This window comes from Maribacter spongiae, assembly GCF_047345125.1.
In the GTDB taxonomy this organism is placed as follows: domain Bacteria; phylum Bacteroidota; class Bacteroidia; order Flavobacteriales; family Flavobacteriaceae; genus Maribacter.
Genome location: NZ_JBLFEQ010000001.1, coordinates 562,545 through 581,702, shown reverse-complemented (window position 1 = coordinate 581,702; position 19,158 = coordinate 562,545). Strand labels below are relative to the sequence as shown.

The 19,158-nt window shown below is 40.7% G+C and carries 17 protein-coding genes; 12 read left to right on the top strand and 5 right to left on the bottom strand.

Annotation, left to right across the window (positions count from 1 at the left end):
• Nucleotides 1-149: 149 nt before the first annotated feature.
• Complete coding sequence (gene lipB / locus ACKWB9_RS02550; protein ID WP_414001410.1) at nt 150-866, bottom strand: lipoyl(octanoyl) transferase LipB; 717 nt, start codon at nt 864-866, stop codon at nt 150-152.
• A gap of 103 nt (nt 867-969) precedes the next feature.
• Entirely contained in the window at nt 970-1,125 is a 156-nt protein-coding gene (locus ACKWB9_RS02545) for a YqaE/Pmp3 family membrane protein (protein WP_414001409.1), read from the bottom strand.
• A 238-nt stretch (nt 1,126-1,363) separates the two neighbouring features.
• On the opposite strand from ACKWB9_RS02545, the gene lysS reads away from it, so the two are divergent.
• The 6 genes from lysS to ACKWB9_RS02515 all read left to right on the top strand — a co-directional run bounded on the left by lysS (nt 1,364) and on the right by ACKWB9_RS02515 (nt 10,709).
• A complete protein-coding gene (gene lysS, locus ACKWB9_RS02540; protein WP_414001408.1) occupies nt 1,364-3,058 on the top strand; it encodes a lysine--tRNA ligase in 1,695 nt (564 codons plus the stop codon).
• A 49-nt stretch (nt 3,059-3,107) separates the two neighbouring features.
• The gene (locus ACKWB9_RS02535; RefSeq protein WP_414001407.1) at nt 3,108-4,538 is read left to right on the top strand and encodes an SLC13 family permease; all 1,431 of its coding nucleotides are present in this window, start codon (nt 3,108-3,110) and stop codon (nt 4,536-4,538) included.
• A 303-nt stretch (nt 4,539-4,841) separates the two neighbouring features.
• Nucleotides 4,842-6,815, top strand: coding sequence for a beta-galactosidase (locus tag ACKWB9_RS02530; protein WP_414001406.1), 1,974 nt, complete (start codon nt 4,842-4,844; stop codon nt 6,813-6,815).
• A gap of 433 nt (nt 6,816-7,248) precedes the next feature.
• On the top strand, nt 7,249-9,744 hold the full coding sequence (locus ACKWB9_RS02525; RefSeq protein ID WP_414001405.1) for a zinc-dependent metalloprotease: 2,496 nt from the start codon (nt 7,249-7,251) through the stop codon (nt 9,742-9,744).
• Nucleotides 9,745-9,925: 181 nt separating this feature from the next.
• Nucleotides 9,926-10,105 (top strand): hypothetical protein, encoded by a 180-nt coding sequence (locus tag ACKWB9_RS02520; RefSeq protein WP_414001404.1) that lies wholly within the window; start codon nt 9,926-9,928, stop codon nt 10,103-10,105.
• 157 nt (nt 10,106-10,262) lie between these two features.
• A complete protein-coding gene (locus ACKWB9_RS02515; RefSeq protein ID WP_414001403.1) occupies nt 10,263-10,709 on the top strand; it encodes a hypothetical protein in 447 nt (148 codons plus the stop codon).
• Between the two features lie 359 nt (nt 10,710-11,068).
• On the opposite strand, the gene ACKWB9_RS02510 is transcribed toward ACKWB9_RS02515, so the two are convergent.
• A complete protein-coding gene (locus ACKWB9_RS02510) occupies nt 11,069-11,299 on the bottom strand; it encodes a hypothetical protein (RefSeq protein WP_414001402.1) in 231 nt (76 codons plus the stop codon).
• Nucleotides 11,300-11,361: 62 nt separating this feature from the next.
• Here ACKWB9_RS02510 and ACKWB9_RS02505 point away from each other — a divergent pair, with 62 nt between their 5' ends.
• From ACKWB9_RS02505 to ACKWB9_RS02480, 6 genes are read left to right on the top strand one after another with little or no spacing between them, the layout of a single operon-like run.
• Nucleotides 11,362-12,090 (top strand): FadR/GntR family transcriptional regulator, encoded by a 729-nt coding sequence (locus ACKWB9_RS02505; protein WP_414001401.1) that lies wholly within the window; start codon nt 11,362-11,364, stop codon nt 12,088-12,090.
• Nucleotides 12,087-13,094: a PfkB family carbohydrate kinase gene (locus ACKWB9_RS02500; protein ID WP_414001400.1), complete on the top strand. Its 1,008-nt coding sequence runs from the start codon at nt 12,087-12,089 to the stop codon at nt 13,092-13,094. The genes ACKWB9_RS02505 and ACKWB9_RS02500 overlap by 4 nt, the downstream gene beginning before the upstream one ends.
• On the top strand, nt 13,091-13,729 hold the full coding sequence (locus ACKWB9_RS02495) for a bifunctional 4-hydroxy-2-oxoglutarate aldolase/2-dehydro-3-deoxy-phosphogluconate aldolase (RefSeq protein WP_414001399.1): 639 nt from the start codon (nt 13,091-13,093) through the stop codon (nt 13,727-13,729). The genes ACKWB9_RS02500 and ACKWB9_RS02495 overlap by 4 nt, the downstream gene beginning before the upstream one ends.
• Entirely contained in the window at nt 13,726-14,883 is a 1,158-nt protein-coding gene (gene dgoD / locus ACKWB9_RS02490) for a galactonate dehydratase (protein ID WP_414001398.1), read from the top strand. Before ACKWB9_RS02495 ends, dgoD begins: the two co-directional genes overlap by 4 nt.
• 18 nt (nt 14,884-14,901) lie before the next feature.
• The gene (locus ACKWB9_RS02485) at nt 14,902-16,224 is read left to right on the top strand and encodes a GntP family permease (protein ID WP_414001397.1); all 1,323 of its coding nucleotides are present in this window, start codon (nt 14,902-14,904) and stop codon (nt 16,222-16,224) included.
• 8 nt (nt 16,225-16,232) lie between these two features.
• Nucleotides 16,233-17,252, top strand: coding sequence for an SMP-30/gluconolactonase/LRE family protein (locus tag ACKWB9_RS02480; protein WP_414001396.1), 1,020 nt, complete (start codon nt 16,233-16,235; stop codon nt 17,250-17,252).
• A gap of 152 nt (nt 17,253-17,404) precedes the next feature.
• On the opposite strand, the gene ACKWB9_RS02475 is transcribed toward ACKWB9_RS02480, so the two are convergent.
• Entirely contained in the window at nt 17,405-17,917 is a 513-nt protein-coding gene (locus tag ACKWB9_RS02475) for a DoxX family membrane protein (protein WP_414001395.1), read from the bottom strand.
• Nucleotides 17,918-17,970: 53 nt separating this feature from the next.
• The gene (locus ACKWB9_RS02470; RefSeq protein WP_414001428.1) at nt 17,971-19,131 is read right to left on the bottom strand and encodes a cellulase family glycosylhydrolase; all 1,161 of its coding nucleotides are present in this window, start codon (nt 19,129-19,131) and stop codon (nt 17,971-17,973) included.
• Between the last annotated feature and the right edge of the window lie 27 nt (nt 19,132-19,158).

Genomic DNA, 19,158 nt, shown 5'->3' with positions numbered 1-19,158 from the left:
GGCCGTTTTTAATATAGTCTGAAGCAAAATCGCAGCTAATGACAACACTACGCAATTAAGGTTTTAATGAAAAAATACGCAAAAAGAAATACAGAAAACCAAGCAAAACAAATTTAAAAAGGCTCTTAATCAATGTATAAAACTTTGGGCTATACCGAAGCTTTTTGCCTTATCATTTTTGCTTCGAAAAGTGTTGCAAAATGATCTAGTAGTTTTTCTTTTACCTCCACCATGGAGATCTCTTTTTTTCCCAACTCCACATTTAACGAGGTAACCGCCTTATCCCTAATACCACAGGGAACCATCAGGTCGAAATAACCCAAATCGGCATTTACGTTTAACGCAAAACCATGCATGGTCACCCAACGGCTGGCACGCACGCCCATGGCACATATTTTTCGGGCAAAAGGCGTTCCAACATCCAACCAAACCCCGGTTTCCCCTATAGATCTTTCTGCTTTCAAGCCGTATTCGGTCAAAGTTAAAATGACCATTTCTTCCAACAATCTCAGATATTTATGGATATCGGTAAAGAAATTGTCCAAATCCAAAATCGGGTATCCCACAATTTGACCAGGTCCGTGATAAGTAATGTCCCCTCCCCTATTAATTTTATAGAACTTGGCATTTTTGGCTTTTAACTGAGCCTCATCCACCAATAAATGTTGCTTATCCCCACTTTTTCCCAAAGTAAACACATGTGGATGCTCTACAAAAAGAAAATGATTGGGCGTTTCAATACTTGTGTTCTTTCTTCTATTGGCAATCTTAACATCCAACGTTTTTTGGAAAAGTAGTTCCTGATAGTCCCAAGTTTCCTTGTAGTCTTTCAACTCCAAATCCTGTAATAATACCTTTTTGTTCATCAAGGCAAAAGTACAAAGTGTAACGTTATTACCTAAAGATGAGATTCCGAATAAGAATCCCCATCATCAATTATTCCATCACTTTTAAAATGGTAGGAGTAGGCTAATTGGGATTATTTAAAATGATCAAGGCCGCAATAACACCAGGCACCCAACCACAAAAGGTCAAAAGCAAGACAATTAGAAAAGAGCCACAACCTTTCCCGATAACAGCTAAGGGCGGAAAGAATATAGCCAATAAAACGCGGATTAAACTCATGATTGGTGTTTTTGATCGATGCATCTTATAGGTCTCAAAATCATTCGCTTTGTTACAGAACATCCAGTTTTAATCACAATAACGCCCACACTGGCAAAATTTTCAAGTCCGTTGTTTTTTTATTCAGGATATAGCCTACGACGGGCAAAATACAGATCAGGGCCATTAACGCTTTTGTGCGCTACGGATTGAAAGATTAATGCTTTGTAGCTATATTTGCGCCTCTAAATAGCAGTACATGCAATTATCCGAGCAAGAAGTCGTACGAAGAGCGAAACTGGAAAAATTAAGGGAATTGGGAATCGACCCATATCCCGCGGCATTATATCCCGTAGATGCCACTTCAAAAAGCATTAAGATCACCTTTGAAGAAGGTAAAAAAGTCATCGTATCCGGAAGGTTGATGTCTCGCCGTATCCAGGGGAAGGCCTCTTTTGCGGAAATTCAGGATAGCGAAGGCCGTATACAAGTGTATTTTAACCGGGACGAGATTTGTGAAGGAGAGGATAAGACCCTATATAACGAGGTCTATAAAAAATTGCTGGATATTGGCGATATTATTGGCGTTGAAGGAACACTTTTCACCACCCAGGTGGGTGAAAAAACGATAATGGTGAAGCATTTCACTATGCTCAGCAAGTCTTTAAGGCCGTTGCCATTGCCCAAACAGGATGCCGAGGGCAATGTATACGATGAGTTCAATGACCCTGAGCTAAGGTACCGCCAACGCTATGTGGATCTGGTAGTAAATCCCAAGGTAAAGGAAACCTTTGTCAAGCGGACCAAAATCACCAATAGCATTCGCGAATTCTACAATGACAAAGGCTATTTGGAGGTAGAAACCCCTATTTTACAGCCCATTCCCGGGGGGGCGTCCGCACGGCCGTTCTTAACCCATCATAATGCACTGAACATTCCGCTATACCTGCGCATTGCCAATGAGCTTTATTTAAAGCGATTGATCGTGGGTGGTTTTGACGGGGTTTACGAATTCTCCAAGGATTTTAGGAACGAAGGCATGGATCGCACGCATAACCCGGAGTTTACGGTGATGGAATTATACGTGGCCTATAAGGACTACCATTGGATGATGGGTACCACAGAACAATTGCTGGAAAAAGTAGCTATTGATGCCAACGGCACCTCCAAAGTTACGGTAGGGGAACATGAAATAGAATTTAAGGCACCCTATGCCAGGGTTCCCATTTTAGAAGCTATCAAAATTCATACGGGCGTTGACGTGGCCGGGATGGATGAAAACAAGCTCCGGGAAACGGCCAAGAACCTAGGTCTAGAGGTAGATGACACTATGGGCATTGGAAAACTGATAGATGAGATTTTTGGGGAGAAATGTGAACATCATTACATTCAACCTACCTTTATTACGGACTATCCCAAGGAAATGAGTCCGCTGACCAAAGAACACCGCTCCAATCCCGCCCTAACAGAGCGTTTTGAACTAATGGTAAACGGCAAGGAATTGGCCAATGCCTATTCCGAGCTCAATGATCCCATTGACCAACGGGAACGTTTTGAAGAGCAATTGCGACTATCCGAAAAAGGAGACGACGAAGCCATGTTCATTGACCAGGATTTTCTGCGTGCGTTAGAGTACGGTATGCCCCCAACTTCCGGAATAGGTATTGGAATTGACCGCCTGGTCATGCTATTGACCAATAATTCCTCTATCCAAGAGGTATTGTTCTTTCCACAGATGCGACCGGAGAAGAAAGCGATCGAACTTTCGGATAATGAGAAAGTTATTTTTGATATTCTTAAAAAAGAAAAGAGCATTCAATTGGCAACGTTAAAGGAAAAAACAGACCTGAGCAACAAAGCATGGGATAAAGGCATCAAGGGATTGACCAAACAAAATCTTGCCAAGGTTTTTAAAGAAGACGATACTCTTTTCTGTGAGTTTTTGGATGGGTAACGATAGCCATCTATAAAAACCATAGCTTTGGGAATCATTTTTAGTCGATATGGGTCTAAGTAAAAAACTAGGTCTTCTTCTGGGACCACTCCTATTTTTAGCTCTTATTAACCTTCCTATTGAGCTGGTATCCAAAAATGGTGATGCGGTAATTGCTATAGCCCTGTGGATGGTCATTTGGTGGATTACCGAGGCAGTCTCTATTTCCGTAACGGCCTTACTGCCCCTGCTCCTCTTTCCGATCTTGAAAATTATGCCCATGGGAGATGTAGGGGCCAACTACGGCAGTCCTATCGTCTTTCTATTTTTTGGTGGTTTTGTTATGGCTTTAGCATTGGAAAAAGTAAATCTCCATAAACGCATTGCCCTTACTATTATCAAGATTACGGGTACTACCCCTAATAAAGTAATCTTAGGATTTATGATCGCTACCGCCACGCTAAGCATGTGGATCAGCAATACGGCCAGTACCGTGGTAATGCTTCCCATTGCCATGTCCGTTATTCAATTGCTGATCGACGATGCGGACGGTTTCACCAAAAAGGACCGGAATTTTGCGTTGAGTGTTGTGTTGGGAATCGCTTTTTCCGCAAATGCAGGTGGTATTGCCACGGTGATAGGTACTCCGCCCAACTCTGTCCTCATCGGGTTCCTGGAAAACGAATACAATACAGAGATTTCCTTCTTAAGATGGATGGTCATCGGACTTCCCTTTTCCATAATTATTATTTCCCTTTGTTATTGGGTTCTGGTAAAATTGATGTTCCCCAATGGAAATTTAAAATTCGACGCTTCCAAAGACATCATTACAGCGGAACTTAAAAAATTGGGAACTATCTCGGGAAAGGAAAAAATGGTCCTGGCCATTTTTGGGATTACCGTTTTTCTTTGGATTTTCAGGACGGTCATCAATTCCATATTCCCTAGTTTGGGACTTTCGGATACTATGATCAGTATTTTTGCGGCCATTTCATTATTTGCCATTCCCTTTAATCCTGCGAAAGGTGATTTCATCCTGGAGTGGAAAGACACCTCAAAACTGGCCTGGGGCATTCTTATTCTCTTTGGTGGAGGGCTGGCATTGGCAAAGGGCATGTCCGTTACCGGCATCGTAGATCTTGTGGCGGAATCCATTGCCCAAAGTGAGATCAGTGTGTTATTAACGGCCGCACTGCTCATATTTTTAATGCTTTTTATGACGGAGTTGATGAGCAATGTGGCCCTAGTGGCCGTTTTGGTACCTGTAGTGGCAGGTATTGCCATAGGATTGGATATCCCCATAATCCATTTATTGATCCCCGTAACTATGGCCAGCAGTTGTGCCTTTATGCTGCCCATGGCCACACCACCAAACGCCATTGTCTTTGCCAGTGGCTATATAAAAGTACACGAAATGGCCAGAGCGGGTATTGTTTTGAACATCATTTCCGTATTTCTTCTGGTCTTAATGTTCCAGTTTATCCTGCCTCTGCTGTTTTAAAAAGATAAAGCTCTTACAATAGCTCAGGTGCTTTTCCAATATGGCAGCATTCTTTAGAATAAGCCTATTCATGAAATTCGACCTACGGTATTTTCTTGACAACCCATTCCTCCAACAACCAGAACCTGCCCCATTGCTATGTGCACGGAGTAAACTATTTGAATGAGAGGTTATTTCAATAAGAAGAAAAATTGTTCGAACATCCTTCAACACCGAACAAATCTTTTAAATTTGAAATCGTTGAGGACGGCCCTGGAAGTAGATCGATAAAATTTTGGAATAGATAAATTATTTATAATCATTATGAAAATTTTCAGCTATATATTAAGCTTTTGTTTTATCATCTTGACGGTTAAAAGTCAATCTCAGGAAAATTATAAGCTAGGGACAATTACAGATAAGGTTTTTTCGCTGGACAAAGTAGGCAACGGGGAAGTTTTTGAAATTCCGATAACCAAAGGCAATCAAAACCTTTCGGTCTACAAAGGAATATCCGCTAAGGTCTCGAACAAAGGGAATTCATCTGTTCGCATAGAAGGATTCCTGAATACCGAAAGGTGGATAAATAGTTGTATTTATTTAAAACCGGGAGAAGTAAAAAAGATAGAAATTGTATTCAAAAGGACAACTCTAAAGGGGTCCAAAGAGTTTCCAGCTATGAACGGTATTCCGGGAGGTACACTTTGGCATTGGAAAGCGTTCGATCCCGATACAACAGAAAAAATCTCTTTTATTAAATATTGTAATAACCCAAGCTCTGTTACAATTTCAAATGTTTCCGCTTATGGACATTTCCAAAGTTCCGAAGAAATGGCATCAAAAGAAGGGTTCTTCCCTTTTATCGATACCTATGGGCAATATAAACATGACGATTGGGTAGGGAAAGTATATAGTGACAAAGCGTTAAAAACATCAGCTATCGAAGAGATCAAGATTCTCGAGAATCGATCCGGACCTGAAAATGTAAACCAGTATGGCGGATGGCTTGAAGGGCCGAAACGTAAAGCAACAGGGCATTTTAGAGTAGAAAAAATCGATGATAAATGGTGGATAATCGATCCTAACGGCTATTTGTTCTGGTCGCATGGGGTTACTGGAGTAAGGTTTAATAACGCTTATACCCGCATTGAAGGACGTGAAAGATTCTTTGAGGGCTTAATGAGCAATAACACCATTCCCGAACTGTATATAAAAAGAGGAGGAGGGGAAGTTTACAACTTCACCATGTTAAACCTATGGAGAAAATATGGAGAGGCATGGAAAGAAAAAGCAACCGAAATTACAATGAAGCGCTTAAAAAGTTGGGGGATAAATACCTTTGGTAATTGGTCCGATGAAGACCTATATCTATATGCCAGACCTCGCGTACCTTATACGGTAGCCGTTTCTCCGCAATGGCCCAGAATAGATGGAAAAGGGTTTAAGTTCCCTGATGTTTTTCATCCCGGGTTTAGGACGAGTATTGCCAAAGCTATGGCAAAACAAGGAGAAAGGACGAAAAACGATTCGTTTTGCGTGGGCTATTTTATTGACAATGAACTTTCTGTGGGGGGGCTTACCCGGCAGTTGTTGAAACAACCAACTGCAAGTCCTGCAAAAAAAGCTTGGGAAAATTGGTTGAAAACACATTACGTAAAAGTGGAGGAACTCAACCGATTATGGGGTACGAAGTTTAAAAACTGGAAACAGGTAGTTGTTATTTCCGAGGCACCTTCGGAAAAATCAATTAAAGAAATAGACTTGTTTGATAAGGTAATCGTAGATAAATATTACAGAATATGCATGGAGGAAGCAAAAAAAGTCGCCCCAGATAAAATGTACATGGGATCTAGGTTACATTGTCATTATTATCCTGACGACCTTACGGAAGAAGGAATAATTCGGATTGCCGCAAAATATTGTGATATCGTAAGTTTTAACAGGTATCGTTTTTCTGCTGAAAACCTAAAACTTCCTAAAGGTGTCGACAAACCTATAATAATTGGTGAATTTCATTTTGGCGCACTTGACAGGGGGCATCTTCATACGGGATTGAGAAGTGTCTCCAACCAAGAACAAAGGGCCGAGGCCTATTATAATTACGTAAAAGGAGCATTGCAAAACACACAAATTGTTGGCACACATTGGTTTCAGTATGGTGACCAGGCATTTTCCGGGAGGGGAGATGGCGAAAATTACCAAATAGGCATGGTCGATATTTGTGATAGACCTTATGAAAAATTAATCGGTGTTGTGAAACAAATCGGCTATAGCCTTTATAATCTGAGGAACGAATAAAATTTTTCATCATATATTGAAATATGTTTGGGTACTCGTTCTAAGATTTTTTTTGTTACCATATGAATGGGGCTTAAACTTTTTTCTTTTTAAATTTTTGGAGAGCAATGACAATAAGCCCAGCTTACTGAATTCTTTCCAGCTTTCGACCGAGGTATCGAAACCTATAGAACAATGAATGGACGTTGCCCATCTATATGCCGATGCGTTCTAGGTCATAACTTTCATCATAGTTTTATCGGGTACATTGCACGTAAAGGGTCGGTTTTGGGATTATTTATATTTTATGATACAAATACTCACAACCTTTGTTTTTGATCCAAAAAGAGTTTAACAAAAAAAGAAAACATTACAGTATAGGCTTATGATTTCATTAACAAGCAGTTAAATTAATTTTTCGGTTCTTTGAAAAATTTCCAAACTCATACTAAAAATGACTAAAAAATTACTACTACTCCTAATTACTTCATGTTGCATTTTCAGTTATCAATCCGTTGATGCACAAATTTTCAAAAAGAAAAAAAAGAAAACTGAAAAAAATGCCGACATCCCCAAAAATAAAAAGGATAAAATCCAACCTTACAACAAGGTCATTACCTCGGACGCCAAAACGGATGCCGGACTTTTTGATGTACATGTTGTAGACAATAAACACTATTATGAAATACCGGATTCCCTCTTCAATAGGGAAATGTTGATGGTCAGTAGAATTTCAAAAACAGCTTCCAATATAGGTTTTGGAGGCGGAAAAATAAATACGCAGGTACTACGTTGGGAAAAGAAAGACAAAAAAGTACTGCTGCGCGTAGTATCACACAATGTGGTAGCGGCGGACTCCCTGCCCGTACATGAAGCCGTAGTGAATTCCAATTTTGAACCGGTACTCTATGCCTTTGATATCAAAGCATTAAAAAAAGACTCCCTAAACCCGGCCACGGTCATTAATGTGGACAATATTTTTAGCAAGGACACCAAAGCCCTAGGTATGCCGGAATCCTCTAGAAAACAATATAAAATTTCCCGATTGGACGATAGCCGGAGTTTTATTGAGAGCATCAAAAGTTACCCCCTGAATATTGAGACACGTCATGTAAAAACATATTTTTCCGGTGCACCTCCCAGTAACGGCAGCTTGGGTTCCATCTCGGTAGAGATCAACAATTCTATGGTACTTCTTCCTGAAGAACCTATGAAAAGGCGTTATTTTGATGAGCGGGTAGGGTGGTTCACAACAGGTCAGGTAGATTATGGCCTGGACGCCCAGAAAAGTAAAACAGTGACCTTTTTGGATCGCTGGAGACTAGAGGTCAAGGACGAGGATATTGAAAAGTACAAAGCAGGGGAATTGGTAGAACCCAAAAAGCCGATTGTGTATTATGTAGATCGGGCCACTCCAAAAAAATGGGTCCCCTATATCAAAAAAGGTATCGAAGACTGGCAGATAGCTTTTGAAGCAGCGGGGTTTAAAAATGCCATTTTGGCCAAGGACCCCCCAACCAAAGAGGAAGATCCTGAATGGTCCCCCGAAGACGTACGGTATTCCGTGGTGCGTTATTTGGCCTCGCCCATTCCCAATGCCAACGGTCCCCATGTTAGCGATCCGCGTAGTGGCGAAATTTTGGAATCGGACATTAACTGGTACCATAACATAATGACTCTCTTAAGAAACTGGTTTTTTGTACAAACGGCCGCAATCAATCCGGAAGCCCGTGGCGTTGCTTTCAAGGACGAGGTAATGGGGGAATTGATCCGTTTTGTATCTTCTCACGAAGTGGGCCATACCCTTGGCCTTCCACATAATATGGGAAGCAGTGCGGCCTATCCCGTAGACTCACTTCGTTCGGCAAGTTTTACCAAAAAAAATGGTACGGCCCCTTCCATAATGGATTATGCAAGGTTTAACTATGTGGCACAGCCCGAAGATAAAGGTGTGGCATTAATGCCCAATATTGGCGTGTATGACAAATATGCCATCCAATGGGGCTATAAGCCCATTTTGGATAAAACAGCCGAAGAAGAAAAAATGACCCTGAACGGTTGGATATTGAAACATGCCAAAGACCCGCTCTACCGTTTTGGCCATCAACAAATAGGGGATATAGTGGATCCCAGTTCCCAGACAGAAGATTTGGGCGATGATGCCATAAAGGCCAGTAATTATGGTATTAAAAACTTAAAACGAATCGTACCCAACCTGATCGAATGGACGAAAGAGGATGGTAAAAACTATGATGATCTACAAGCCATATATAATCAAGTAATTGGCCAGTTCAACAGGTACATGGGGCATGTTTCCAATAATATTGGTGGCGTTTATGAACAGTACAAGACCTATGATCAAGAAGGTGCAGTGTACACTCCGGTATCTAAAGAGCATCAGGAAAATTGTATGGCATTTATTCAGGAACAGCTCTTTAAAACACCCGATTGGCTATTGGATCAAGAGATTCTTGGAAAAATCCAATATTCCGGCTATGTGGAACGCATACGCTCCCTTCAGGTGGGCACTCTTAACAATATGTTACATTTAGGAAAGATGGCCAGGATCATTGAAAATGAAACCGTTAATGGAAACAATGCTTATGGTTTGTTGGAAATGATGGACGATCTTAAACGAGGTATCTGGTCGGAACTCAGAAATGGGCGCAAAATAGACACCTATAGAAGAAACCTTCAAAAAGCGCATATTGACCGTTTAGGGTATTTAATGACCGCTAGGAACGAAGGTAAAAAACCAGATTTTGGAGGATATCGAAAATCCACGGTCGTAAATACGAGCCAGTCCGATATCCGATCGTTGGCAAGGGCAGAATTGAAACGACTCAAAAAAGATATTGGAAATGCCATCAACAGAACTTCCGATCGGATGAGCAGGTATCATTTGGAAGATGCCAGAGAGCGAATCAATATGATTTTAGATCCAAAATAAATGCGTTATGTAATAGTCGGTTTTTCATTCAAGTCGATGAAATGCAGATAAATCCGATAATGGGATTTGCTTAACCACAACATACCTATTTTAGCCATCAAAAAAAGCCCATTTCACAACAATGGGCTTTTTTGCACCTTTTCTTTCGGTAGCTTGAAAATGAAATCAAAACCCCCAAATCATGAATAACAAACTAAAAAGTCTATTGTATTTAAGTTGTTTTTTAATTGCTTCCGTCATTTATCACATAAGCGATTATGAAGATATCGTAAAAGAAATACCCGAAACACAGGAAATAGTGAATGCCGATATCATCATCAATCCATATACGGAAGCCATGGATAATCAGAAAACGGAATAAATTTACCAAACTAACTAAAACCCAAAGCATGGCTAAGGCCATGCTTTTTTTATACCCAAACCGGATTAAAACGTTAAAACTTGATTAAAAAACACTGGGCCATTAAACCTTTCCATAAGTAAAAGGTCAAAAGAATAAAATCAAAAACCATAAAAAAATGAAAAAAACAGTAGTAGTAAGCATCATGTTTATAGGGCTTTTTATGACCGCTCAGGAGCATCATAGAAAGGAAGGTAGGCGGGCAATGCCGGACCTTAGCCCTGAGCAAATTGCCAATTTAAAGACCAAGAAGATGACCTTAGCCCTGGATTTGACCAAAAATCAACAGGTAAAAATAAAATCCCTGCTCACCGCAAAAGCGGAAGAAAGAAAGGCAAAGATGGAGGCGCAAAAAGAAAGAAAGGAGAATAGGGAAATGGGAAAGCCCTCTCCCGAAGAACGTTACGCCATGGCAAATGCACGATTGGATCTGCAAATTGCCCATAAAAAGGAGGTGAAAGCTATTCTAGATGAAGTACAATACGCCAAATGGGAGAAAATGCGGGAGAAGCGCCGGCATCATATGAAAAGATATAAAAAAGATAAGCGTTCCGGAAAAAAGTAATATAGGTCGGTTGTATTCGGCTGTCTATAAAGATCCGTAATAATGCGGGTCTTTTTTGTTATTATACTATGTGATTGTAGAAAACTAAAACGTTTATATTCCTTCATTTATTTTTACGACGTATTTATTGGATTTTATGGGGCTATCATACCAAATCGTATATTAAAAGGTTGGAATAGCAAAGGACCAGATTTAAGATTCGCTTTAGAAAAGAGAATTAAAGAACGGGTTATCTCAAAAAAGGGAATGCCAAATAGAAATGACCCATTCTATCTTATGTTAGGTAAGTGTGAGTGGGCCAAACACTGGTATATAGACCCTGGTGTAATAAAAATACCTTTATCTTGTTTACATTAGTTTCACTTATCCAGACCATATAGTATCGTTTCAATTTTATGACGAACTGAAATTTGCGGCATATAGAAAGGACTGTAACGGACAAGTTTTTTATTAAACGAAATAGGCAATTTGATACATGAATCATGAGGGATGTGATCGTACCATAACCACACACCATTGACCTCCTCCTTAAAAATAGTAAAGAAAAGTATTCGTTCAAGTTTTAAATCCGTTATTGTTTTTGCCCTCATACATTATATTTTAGTTTTTATAGAATTATTTATATTTGTATGACATCTTATAACATACATATATGTTCCAACCTATAGCAACCCGAAAAATTCTCAGTCAACATATTGAAGAGGAACTAATCAAGGCCATTAGGGAAGGTGTATATCCTCCGGGGCACAAAATCCCTACAGAAAATGAGCTCTGTCAAATATTCAATGTGAGTCGTACGGTAATAAGAGAGGCCATCAAAAAACTAAATGCTATGGGTTTGGTGGACATAAAAAAAGGAAGCGGGATCTATGTCTCCCAAATCAGCACGCAAAATGCCAAGGAGTTCCTGAATATGTTCTTTGAACTATCTTCCGATAAGAACCTCATTTTAAACACTATTGACTGTAGGCGCATGATCGAACCTATCATTGCTGCTCAAGCGGCAATACTGAGAACCGATGAGCATATAGAGCGATTGAAGAAAAATATGGATCATATGCGCCAATGCTCCATAAAGAACAGAAAAAAAGAAGCGGAACTAGACAATGAATTCCATAATATTCTATTGGATATTGTTGAAAACCCCGTACTCCAATTGCTTATAAATCCTATTTTCAGTTTAATTCCCAAGTTTAAAACAGATGTTTTTGCCAAAAATATACACGGCGACTTGAAAAGTGAAAAGGAAACCACGCTCTATTATCATAATGGCATTTTAGAGGGTATCAAAGCGCAGGATAGCTATAAGACCAAAAAATTTATGGAAGAACATCTTATGAAGACACGTATCAATTACCTCCAATCCATTAACACATTATGAGTTTTGTAACCTTCGGGGAAATAATGCTACGGCTCTCCCCTGCTGCTTTGGGAGATAAACTTGCAACGTCCAATGAACTTGCCATGGGGTACGCAGGGGCAGAATCCAATGTAGCGACTTCTTTGGCACTATTAGGCAATACAACGGATTTTGTATCCAAACTCCCCAATAACCCATTGGGAAATGGAGCCATATTGTCCTTAAAAAAATATGGGGTCTCTACTCGATATGTTATCGAGGGCGGCCAAAGGATAGGCACTTATTTTATAGAGATGGGGGCATCTATCCGTCCATCGCGAGTGGTATATGATCGTCTGGAATCCGCCATTGCCACGATATCAAAAAATGAGTTTGATTGGGGAGCCATTTTAAAGGATAAAAAATGGTTTCATATTACAGGAATTACACCTGCCCTATCCGAACAATGTGCCAATGAATGTGTTTTAGCCGCAAAAATGGCCGGAAAGCTTGGGGTTAACGTGAGTTTTGACATGAATTACCGGAGAAGTCTTTGGACAGACAAATCATCCGCCAAGACTATTTTTGATAAAATCCTGGAGCATACGACAGTATTATTCGCAAACCTCGGAGCCCTAAAAGATGTCTATGGCTTAAAATTTTCTGGAAGTACCGCTATTGAGCAAACGGAAAATGCCATGTTAAAGGCGCAACAAATCTTTGGTATAGATCAAATGGCCTTTACCGTCCGTGAGCATACATCGGCATCCGTAAATACCATTGCGGGTACATACCTTTCCGAAAAGGAACTATGGAAATCCAGACCGTACACCCTTCAGGTTGCGGACCGTTTTGGTACCGGCGATGCTTTTGCCGCCGGATGTCTCCACGCTATAAACAAACGATGGAAAGCGCAAAAAATAGTGGATTTTGCCACTGCGGCCTTTGCGCTTAAACACACTATAAAAGGGGATATCAACTATAGCAACGAACAAGAGATCCATTCAGCGTACGAAGGGAATCTTTCAGGATACGTAATCAGATGAGCAAAGAAAATCACATCCAAAAAATTCTACGGGATCGTATTGTAGCCATTATTCGCCTACCTCAGGGAAAAATGGTCGGAGAGGTCGTGGAACAGCTTATTTTGGGTGGAATCAACACCTTGGAAATCACTACCAATACCCCAAATTTTAATTTGGAAATAGAAAAGGTACGAAAAAATCATCCCAAAACCCTTATAGGTGCCGGCACCGTTACAAATCAAAAACTTGCGGAAAAGGCCATTGCTTCCGGTGCCCAGTTTTTGGTGACTCCGAACACCAACAAAGAAGTGGCCAAAGTAGCTCGGAATAGCAACGTTCCAATATTGATGGGCGCATTTACCCCGACCGAGGTGAGCAATGCAATGCAATATGGTGCCGATATCATAAAATTATATCCGGCCAACCTGTTGGGAATTCCCCACTTTAAGGCTATGGCGGCACCATTTGATAAAGTCAACTTCTTTGCAGTAGGGGGCATTACTTTAAAAAATATAGATAGCTGGTTAAATGCGGGCATCAATGGTTTGGGTATTGGTGGTAGTCTAGTCCCTTCTTTCGTTTCCAATACAAAAGATTTGGACCTCATCCGCACTACGGCCCATCAATTTACAGAACGAATTAGTAAACCATTATGACTTTCCCAAAAATCGAAAAAATTGAATTATTTAAAGTACCGCCACGGTGGTTGTTCCTAAAAGTATCCACAAATCAGGGAATCACAGGTTGGGGCGAACCCATCATCGAAGGAAAAACTTCGACTATAGAGGCATGTGTGAATGAACTATCACCTTTAATCCTAGGGCGCACTATAAACCAAATAGAGGATATTTGGCAAACCTTGTACCGCGGTGGTTTTTATAGGGGAGGGCCTATCTTAATGAGTGCACTTTCCGGTATTGACCAAGCCTTATGGGACATTAAAGGTAAATTCCTTGGGGTTCCCGTACACGAATTATTGGGGGGAGCGGTCAGGAATAAAATGAAAATGTACTGTTGGATCGGTGGTGACCATCCAGAAGTGATCATAGAACAGGCCCGACAAAAAGTCGAACAGGGATATACGGCCGTAAAACTTAATGCCACCGGTGCTTTTGAATGGATAGATTCCAATAGGAAAGTTCACGAAGTAGCGGAAAACATTAGGATGTTAAGAGAGGAGTTTGGAAATACCCTGGACATTAGCGTTGACTTTCATGGTAGGGTACACAAGGGAATGGTAAAAAAACTCATTGATGTTCTGGCCCCATATGAGCCTTTATTTATTGAGGAACCCATACTCAGTGAAAACAATGAAGCATTACGGCACATCTATAACTATTCAAGTATCCCCATAGCCACCGGGGAACGAATGTACTCCCGTTGGGACTTTAAACAGGTCTTACACGAGAGTACCGTAGACATTATCCAACCAGACCTGAGCCATGCCGGAGGTATTTCCGAAGTAAAAAGGATTGCCGCCATGGCAGAAGCCTATGATATTGCCCTAGCACCACATTGCCCTTTAGGTCCTATTGCATTGGCATCATGCCTGCAGGTAGATTTTACTACGATTAACGCATTCATTCAAGAAAGTAGTTTGGGCATTCATTACAATAAAGGGTATGATTTATTGGATTATGTGGAAAATCCAGAGGATCTGCAAGTACAGGGCGGCTATATTCCTTTGCTCCAAAAACCGGGGCTTGGAATAGAAATCAATGAGAAAAAATTAGAAGAAGGTGCAAAAATAGGACATGATTGGTCCAATCCAATTTGGCGGAACCAAGACGGCAGCTTTGCGGAATGGTAAATTAAAAGTAAACATTATATGGTACAGATTATCGCATTGATTTCGGCATTGGCCATTATTATATTGGGCATTGCCAAATTAAAGATCCATCCCTTTTTTGTACTGTTACTGGCCGCAATTGGTTATGGGTTTTTAACGGGTATGGATGCTCAACTCATTTTGGATTCCATTAACTACGGATTTGGGGATCTCATGTCCAAAATTGGACTAATTATCTTTTTCGGGGTCGTCATTGGAGTCGTTATGGAAAAATCCGGTGGCGCCCTGGTAATGGCCAACAGTATCTTAAGGTTAATCGGCAAAAAATCCATCCATCTAGCCATGATGTTAACGGGTTATATACTCTCCATTCCGGTTTTTGCGGACAGTGCCCTACTCATGATGAATTCACTGAACAAAGTATTGTCCAAAAAGGCCAATGTTTCCTATGCCGGTACTACCGCCGCATTGGCATTGGGACTCACCGCCACGCATGTTATGGTACCCCCAACCCCGGGGCCAATTGCAGCGGCCGGAATACTGGATGCCGATTTGGGCAGTGTTATTGGCTGGGGCGTGGTCGTAAGTATATTATCCTTGAGCACTTGCTATATCTTTGCTAAAAAATTCGCTTCTAGGATACAAATTCCGTATCAAATAGAACCCATGGTAAACTCCTCGAATTTGCCCAAATTATGGAAATCACTTTTAGCACTTATAATACCTATTCTGCTTATTATCCTAAAATCTATTTTTGATTATCCCGGCCTAGGCCTGAAAAACCATTTCCCCTACCCCATAATAGCCTTTTTAGGAACTCCTGTTATTGCTTTACTAATTGGCGCTATTCTTAGTTTACTTCTTCCTGCCAAACTCGATGAAAAGGTATATTCCGCAACAGGATGGTTGGGCGAAGCCCTTAAAATTTCCGCACCCATTATATTGATTACGGGTGCTGGAGGAATTTTTGGCAAAATGCTCCAAAACTCAGGAATGGCAGAAGTAATCACCGATGGACTTTCCGGTATTCAGTTAGGGCTTTTCCTTCCTTTTCTATTGGCCGCTTGTTTAAAGACCGCCCAAGGTTCATCCACGGTCGCATTGATCACCACCGCTTCTATAATTGCTCCTATACTGCCCGCCTTAGGGCTAGACAATAGTATTTTAAAAACAATGACCGTTTTGGCCATAGGTGCAGGTTCGGCCGTAGTATCACATGCCAATGACAGTTTCTTTTGGGTGTTTACCCAACTTACGGGAATGACCATTAAGCAGGGAAATCAAATCCAGACCGCCGGAACGCTCATCTTTGGTACTACTGCTATGCTGGTTATTTTTATAATCTCTCAAATCATCGATTAAATACTGATATGAAAAAAGCGTTATCTCTTTTAGCAACAAGTATCCTTCTAATCCCCATAGGTTGTTCACAGAAAAAAAAGCGAGATATCACCAAGGGCTTTTCAATTGAAATCCTGGATAAAGAAGCACAAGGAATCATAAATCAAAATACAAAAATCGAAATCTTAGGGGAAGGGTTTGACTGGACAGAGGGACCTTTATGGATCGAGGAGGGTCATTACCTTTTATTCTCGGACATTCCTAAAAACAAAATTTATAAAATTGATACAAAAGGGAATACCTCGGAGTATCTTTCTCCCTCAGGATATACAGGGGAAATGTCCAGAGGAGGTGAATCGGGTTCCAATGGGTTGCTTTTGAACAAAAAGGGACAGCTGGTACTCTTGCAACATGGGGATCGTAGGGTAGCCCTGATGGAAAGCCCTTTGGACATACCCGCTCCAAGGTTCAAAACCCTAATCGACAATTATATGGGCGATAGATTCAACAGTCCCAATGACGGAGTCTATGATTTTAATGGAAATCTTTATTTTACCGACCCTCCTTATGGTCTTCCCAAGCAAGTAAAAGACCCATCAAAAGAACTTGATTTTCAAGGTGTTTATTGTTTGAAAAATGATGGAGAAATCCTTTTATTGGATTCTTTGACCCGTCCGAACGGCATTACTTTATCTCCCGACCAAACCCAACTGTATGTCGCCGTTTCAGATAACCAACATGCCGTATGGTACCAATACGATATTGTAGTACCCGGAAAGGTAGCCAATAAAAGGGTATTCCATGATGCTACAAAACTGGTCGGTAAAGCGGGGTATCGAGGATTACCGGACGGAATGAAAATGCACAGCAAAGGATACCTGTTTGCTACCGGACCTGGCGGCGTATGGATATTCAATAAAAATGCAAAGCCCATTGCACGAATACGAACAGGGCAAGCCACTTCTAACTGTGCCTTTTCCCAAGATGAAAAACAATTGTTCATGACTGCGGACGACTATATCCTTAAAATAGCCCTGGAAACCCCTTGACACCAATGACATTTAAGGTTTGTTCTTATAAATGAGGGTTACCTTTGGCTTACAACCCTAGCTACAATTAGTAAATTCAGGTATTTATGACAAAAACTATTTTACCTCTAGAAATAAGGTGAAAACATTCTATAATCCATTTAACTCCGGACTCAGGATATCTTCCTGTTCAAAATTTCCTTTTGACCCGTTTTTTCTCCCATAATGTCTTCCGGTTGCACGACATCATTTATATTGAGTGTTCTTTTTTTCTTAAAAACACGCCACATATTTTCACCGGGATAAATTAAAAGTAAGCCACTGGCGATTACAAGGTTTTTCATAATATACTGCCCTACCAAAGTAAGTGTCATGGGCAATTCATTGAATGCGGTGTCGGCCACTACAATAAGTGGCATAAAGGTTCCCAACATGTGTATCAGGGCAGCTACAACAACAATTCTAAGATAGATATTCAATAGTAAAAGTATTCCGATCAAGACTTCCCAAACAGCCAATGTTATGTACGAAATATTTTGAGGTACTAATCCAAAAGTCAAAATAGATATTGTCTCTTTGGCCAATGATTCCGCCGGACTCAGCTCGGGGAAAAATTTCAACACCCCAAACCACAAATAAATTATTCCAATACTATATCTAAGTAAGTTCAATTTCTTAACCTGCATTACCGTCCCCATATTTTATAGCAAAAGTCGCCCATTTAAATATAATATCCTCATTATTTTGTCAATGATCTGATCAATTTCACTTCAGCCTCCGAAAATGGTGTACCGTCTTTTCTCAGAATATCGTGAAACCAAATATCCGGTTCTTTGGTAAAGGTCTTTTCCCATGATTCCCACGGATAAATGGTATTGGTCTTACCGGATACGAACCCCCAATTGATGGCCCCTATATTTTCTTCTTTAAAATAAGGCATAACGTCCTCAAACAAATTATTATTGGTACGGGCCATATATTCGGTACAGATAATGGGCCTATTGTAAGCTTTTAATTTGTTTACCCTTCTTTTTACGCCCATAAGTGTATTGGCATAGACATGAAAGGTAATCACATCCGAGTTTATGATTATCGCCCTGTCCAATTCAGATAATTTTTCCGGAGTATCCCAGGCACTTATATCGTTCCAATCTTCAACGGACCCTCTCCAAATACCCATGGTGATCGGTTGCGAGGGACCAATATCCCTGGCCCATTTAAATGTTTTGGAAACCAATCTTAACGCATGTTTGTTCTTCTCTTTTTGGGACAATTCTGTTTTATTTGTAGAAATAGCACCATAAGAATTGGCATTGGGGTTTCCGGGTTCGTTATACAAGTCCCAAATAACCACCCTGTTATCATTTTTAAACCGGGTCAAAACTCCTTTCACATAGGCCTCCAATAACGGATCTTTTGATGCATCTTCCAAATATTCCCTTCCGGGTGCTTGTACCCATCCAGAATTGTGCCTATGGGGAAACGGATCTGGCTGTTTACCCAAAACCGGTAAAGGATCCCATACATCATCGAACAATACGAACATTATCTTGATATCGTATTTATCGGCCATTTCAAGAAACTTATCTATCCGCTCTAGGTATTCCCCTGAATTCTGTTGCCATACCAGATTGTGAAGAAAAACCCGGTGCAGGTTAAAGCCCAGGTCCGCAGACCATTTCAGTTCCCTTTCGATCGTTTCCAGATCAAAACTCTCTGCCTGCCACATTTCCAACTGATTAATAGCGGTGCTCGGGTTAAAATTTGTCCCAGCAAACCAATCATGACTATCATACCATTGTTGGGCACGGGATTCCGACCATCTTGCACCAAGCTCTTGCCCCTTGACCGCTACTCCCATAAGTAAAAGTCCGATCAATAGTATGCCATAAAGTCTCATCACTTTAACTCTTTAGGTTAAATAGGT

Excerpts from the sequence above, each read along its gene's own strand:
- lipB (WP_414001410.1), bottom strand. The coding sequence starts at position 866 with ATGAACAAAAAGGTATTATTACAGGATTTGGAGTTGAAAGACTACAAG.
- ACKWB9_RS02545 (WP_414001409.1), bottom strand. The coding sequence starts at position 1,125 with ATGAGTTTAATCCGCGTTTTATTGGCTATATTCTTTCCGCCCTTAGCT.
- lysS (WP_414001408.1), top strand. The coding sequence starts at position 1,364 with ATGCAATTATCCGAGCAAGAAGTCGTACGAAGAGCGAAACTGGAAAAA.
- ACKWB9_RS02535 (WP_414001407.1), top strand. The coding sequence starts at position 3,108 with ATGGGTCTAAGTAAAAAACTAGGTCTTCTTCTGGGACCACTCCTATTT.
- ACKWB9_RS02530 (WP_414001406.1), top strand. The coding sequence starts at position 4,842 with ATGAAAATTTTCAGCTATATATTAAGCTTTTGTTTTATCATCTTGACG.
- ACKWB9_RS02525 (WP_414001405.1), top strand. The coding sequence starts at position 7,249 with ATGACTAAAAAATTACTACTACTCCTAATTACTTCATGTTGCATTTTC.
- ACKWB9_RS02520 (WP_414001404.1), top strand. The coding sequence starts at position 9,926 with ATGAATAACAAACTAAAAAGTCTATTGTATTTAAGTTGTTTTTTAATT.
- ACKWB9_RS02515 (WP_414001403.1), top strand. The coding sequence starts at position 10,263 with ATGAAAAAAACAGTAGTAGTAAGCATCATGTTTATAGGGCTTTTTATG.
- ACKWB9_RS02510 (WP_414001402.1), bottom strand. The coding sequence starts at position 11,299 with ATGAGGGCAAAAACAATAACGGATTTAAAACTTGAACGAATACTTTTC.
- ACKWB9_RS02505 (WP_414001401.1), top strand. The coding sequence starts at position 11,362 with ATGTTCCAACCTATAGCAACCCGAAAAATTCTCAGTCAACATATTGAA.
- ACKWB9_RS02500 (WP_414001400.1), top strand. The coding sequence starts at position 12,087 with ATGAGTTTTGTAACCTTCGGGGAAATAATGCTACGGCTCTCCCCTGCT.
- ACKWB9_RS02495 (WP_414001399.1), top strand. The coding sequence starts at position 13,091 with ATGAGCAAAGAAAATCACATCCAAAAAATTCTACGGGATCGTATTGTA.
- dgoD (WP_414001398.1), top strand. The coding sequence starts at position 13,726 with ATGACTTTCCCAAAAATCGAAAAAATTGAATTATTTAAAGTACCGCCA.
- ACKWB9_RS02485 (WP_414001397.1), top strand. The coding sequence starts at position 14,902 with ATGGTACAGATTATCGCATTGATTTCGGCATTGGCCATTATTATATTG.
- ACKWB9_RS02480 (WP_414001396.1), top strand. The coding sequence starts at position 16,233 with ATGAAAAAAGCGTTATCTCTTTTAGCAACAAGTATCCTTCTAATCCCC.
- ACKWB9_RS02475 (WP_414001395.1), bottom strand. The coding sequence starts at position 17,917 with ATGCAGGTTAAGAAATTGAACTTACTTAGATATAGTATTGGAATAATT.
- ACKWB9_RS02470 (WP_414001428.1), bottom strand. The coding sequence starts at position 19,131 with ATGAGACTTTATGGCATACTATTGATCGGACTTTTACTTATGGGAGTA.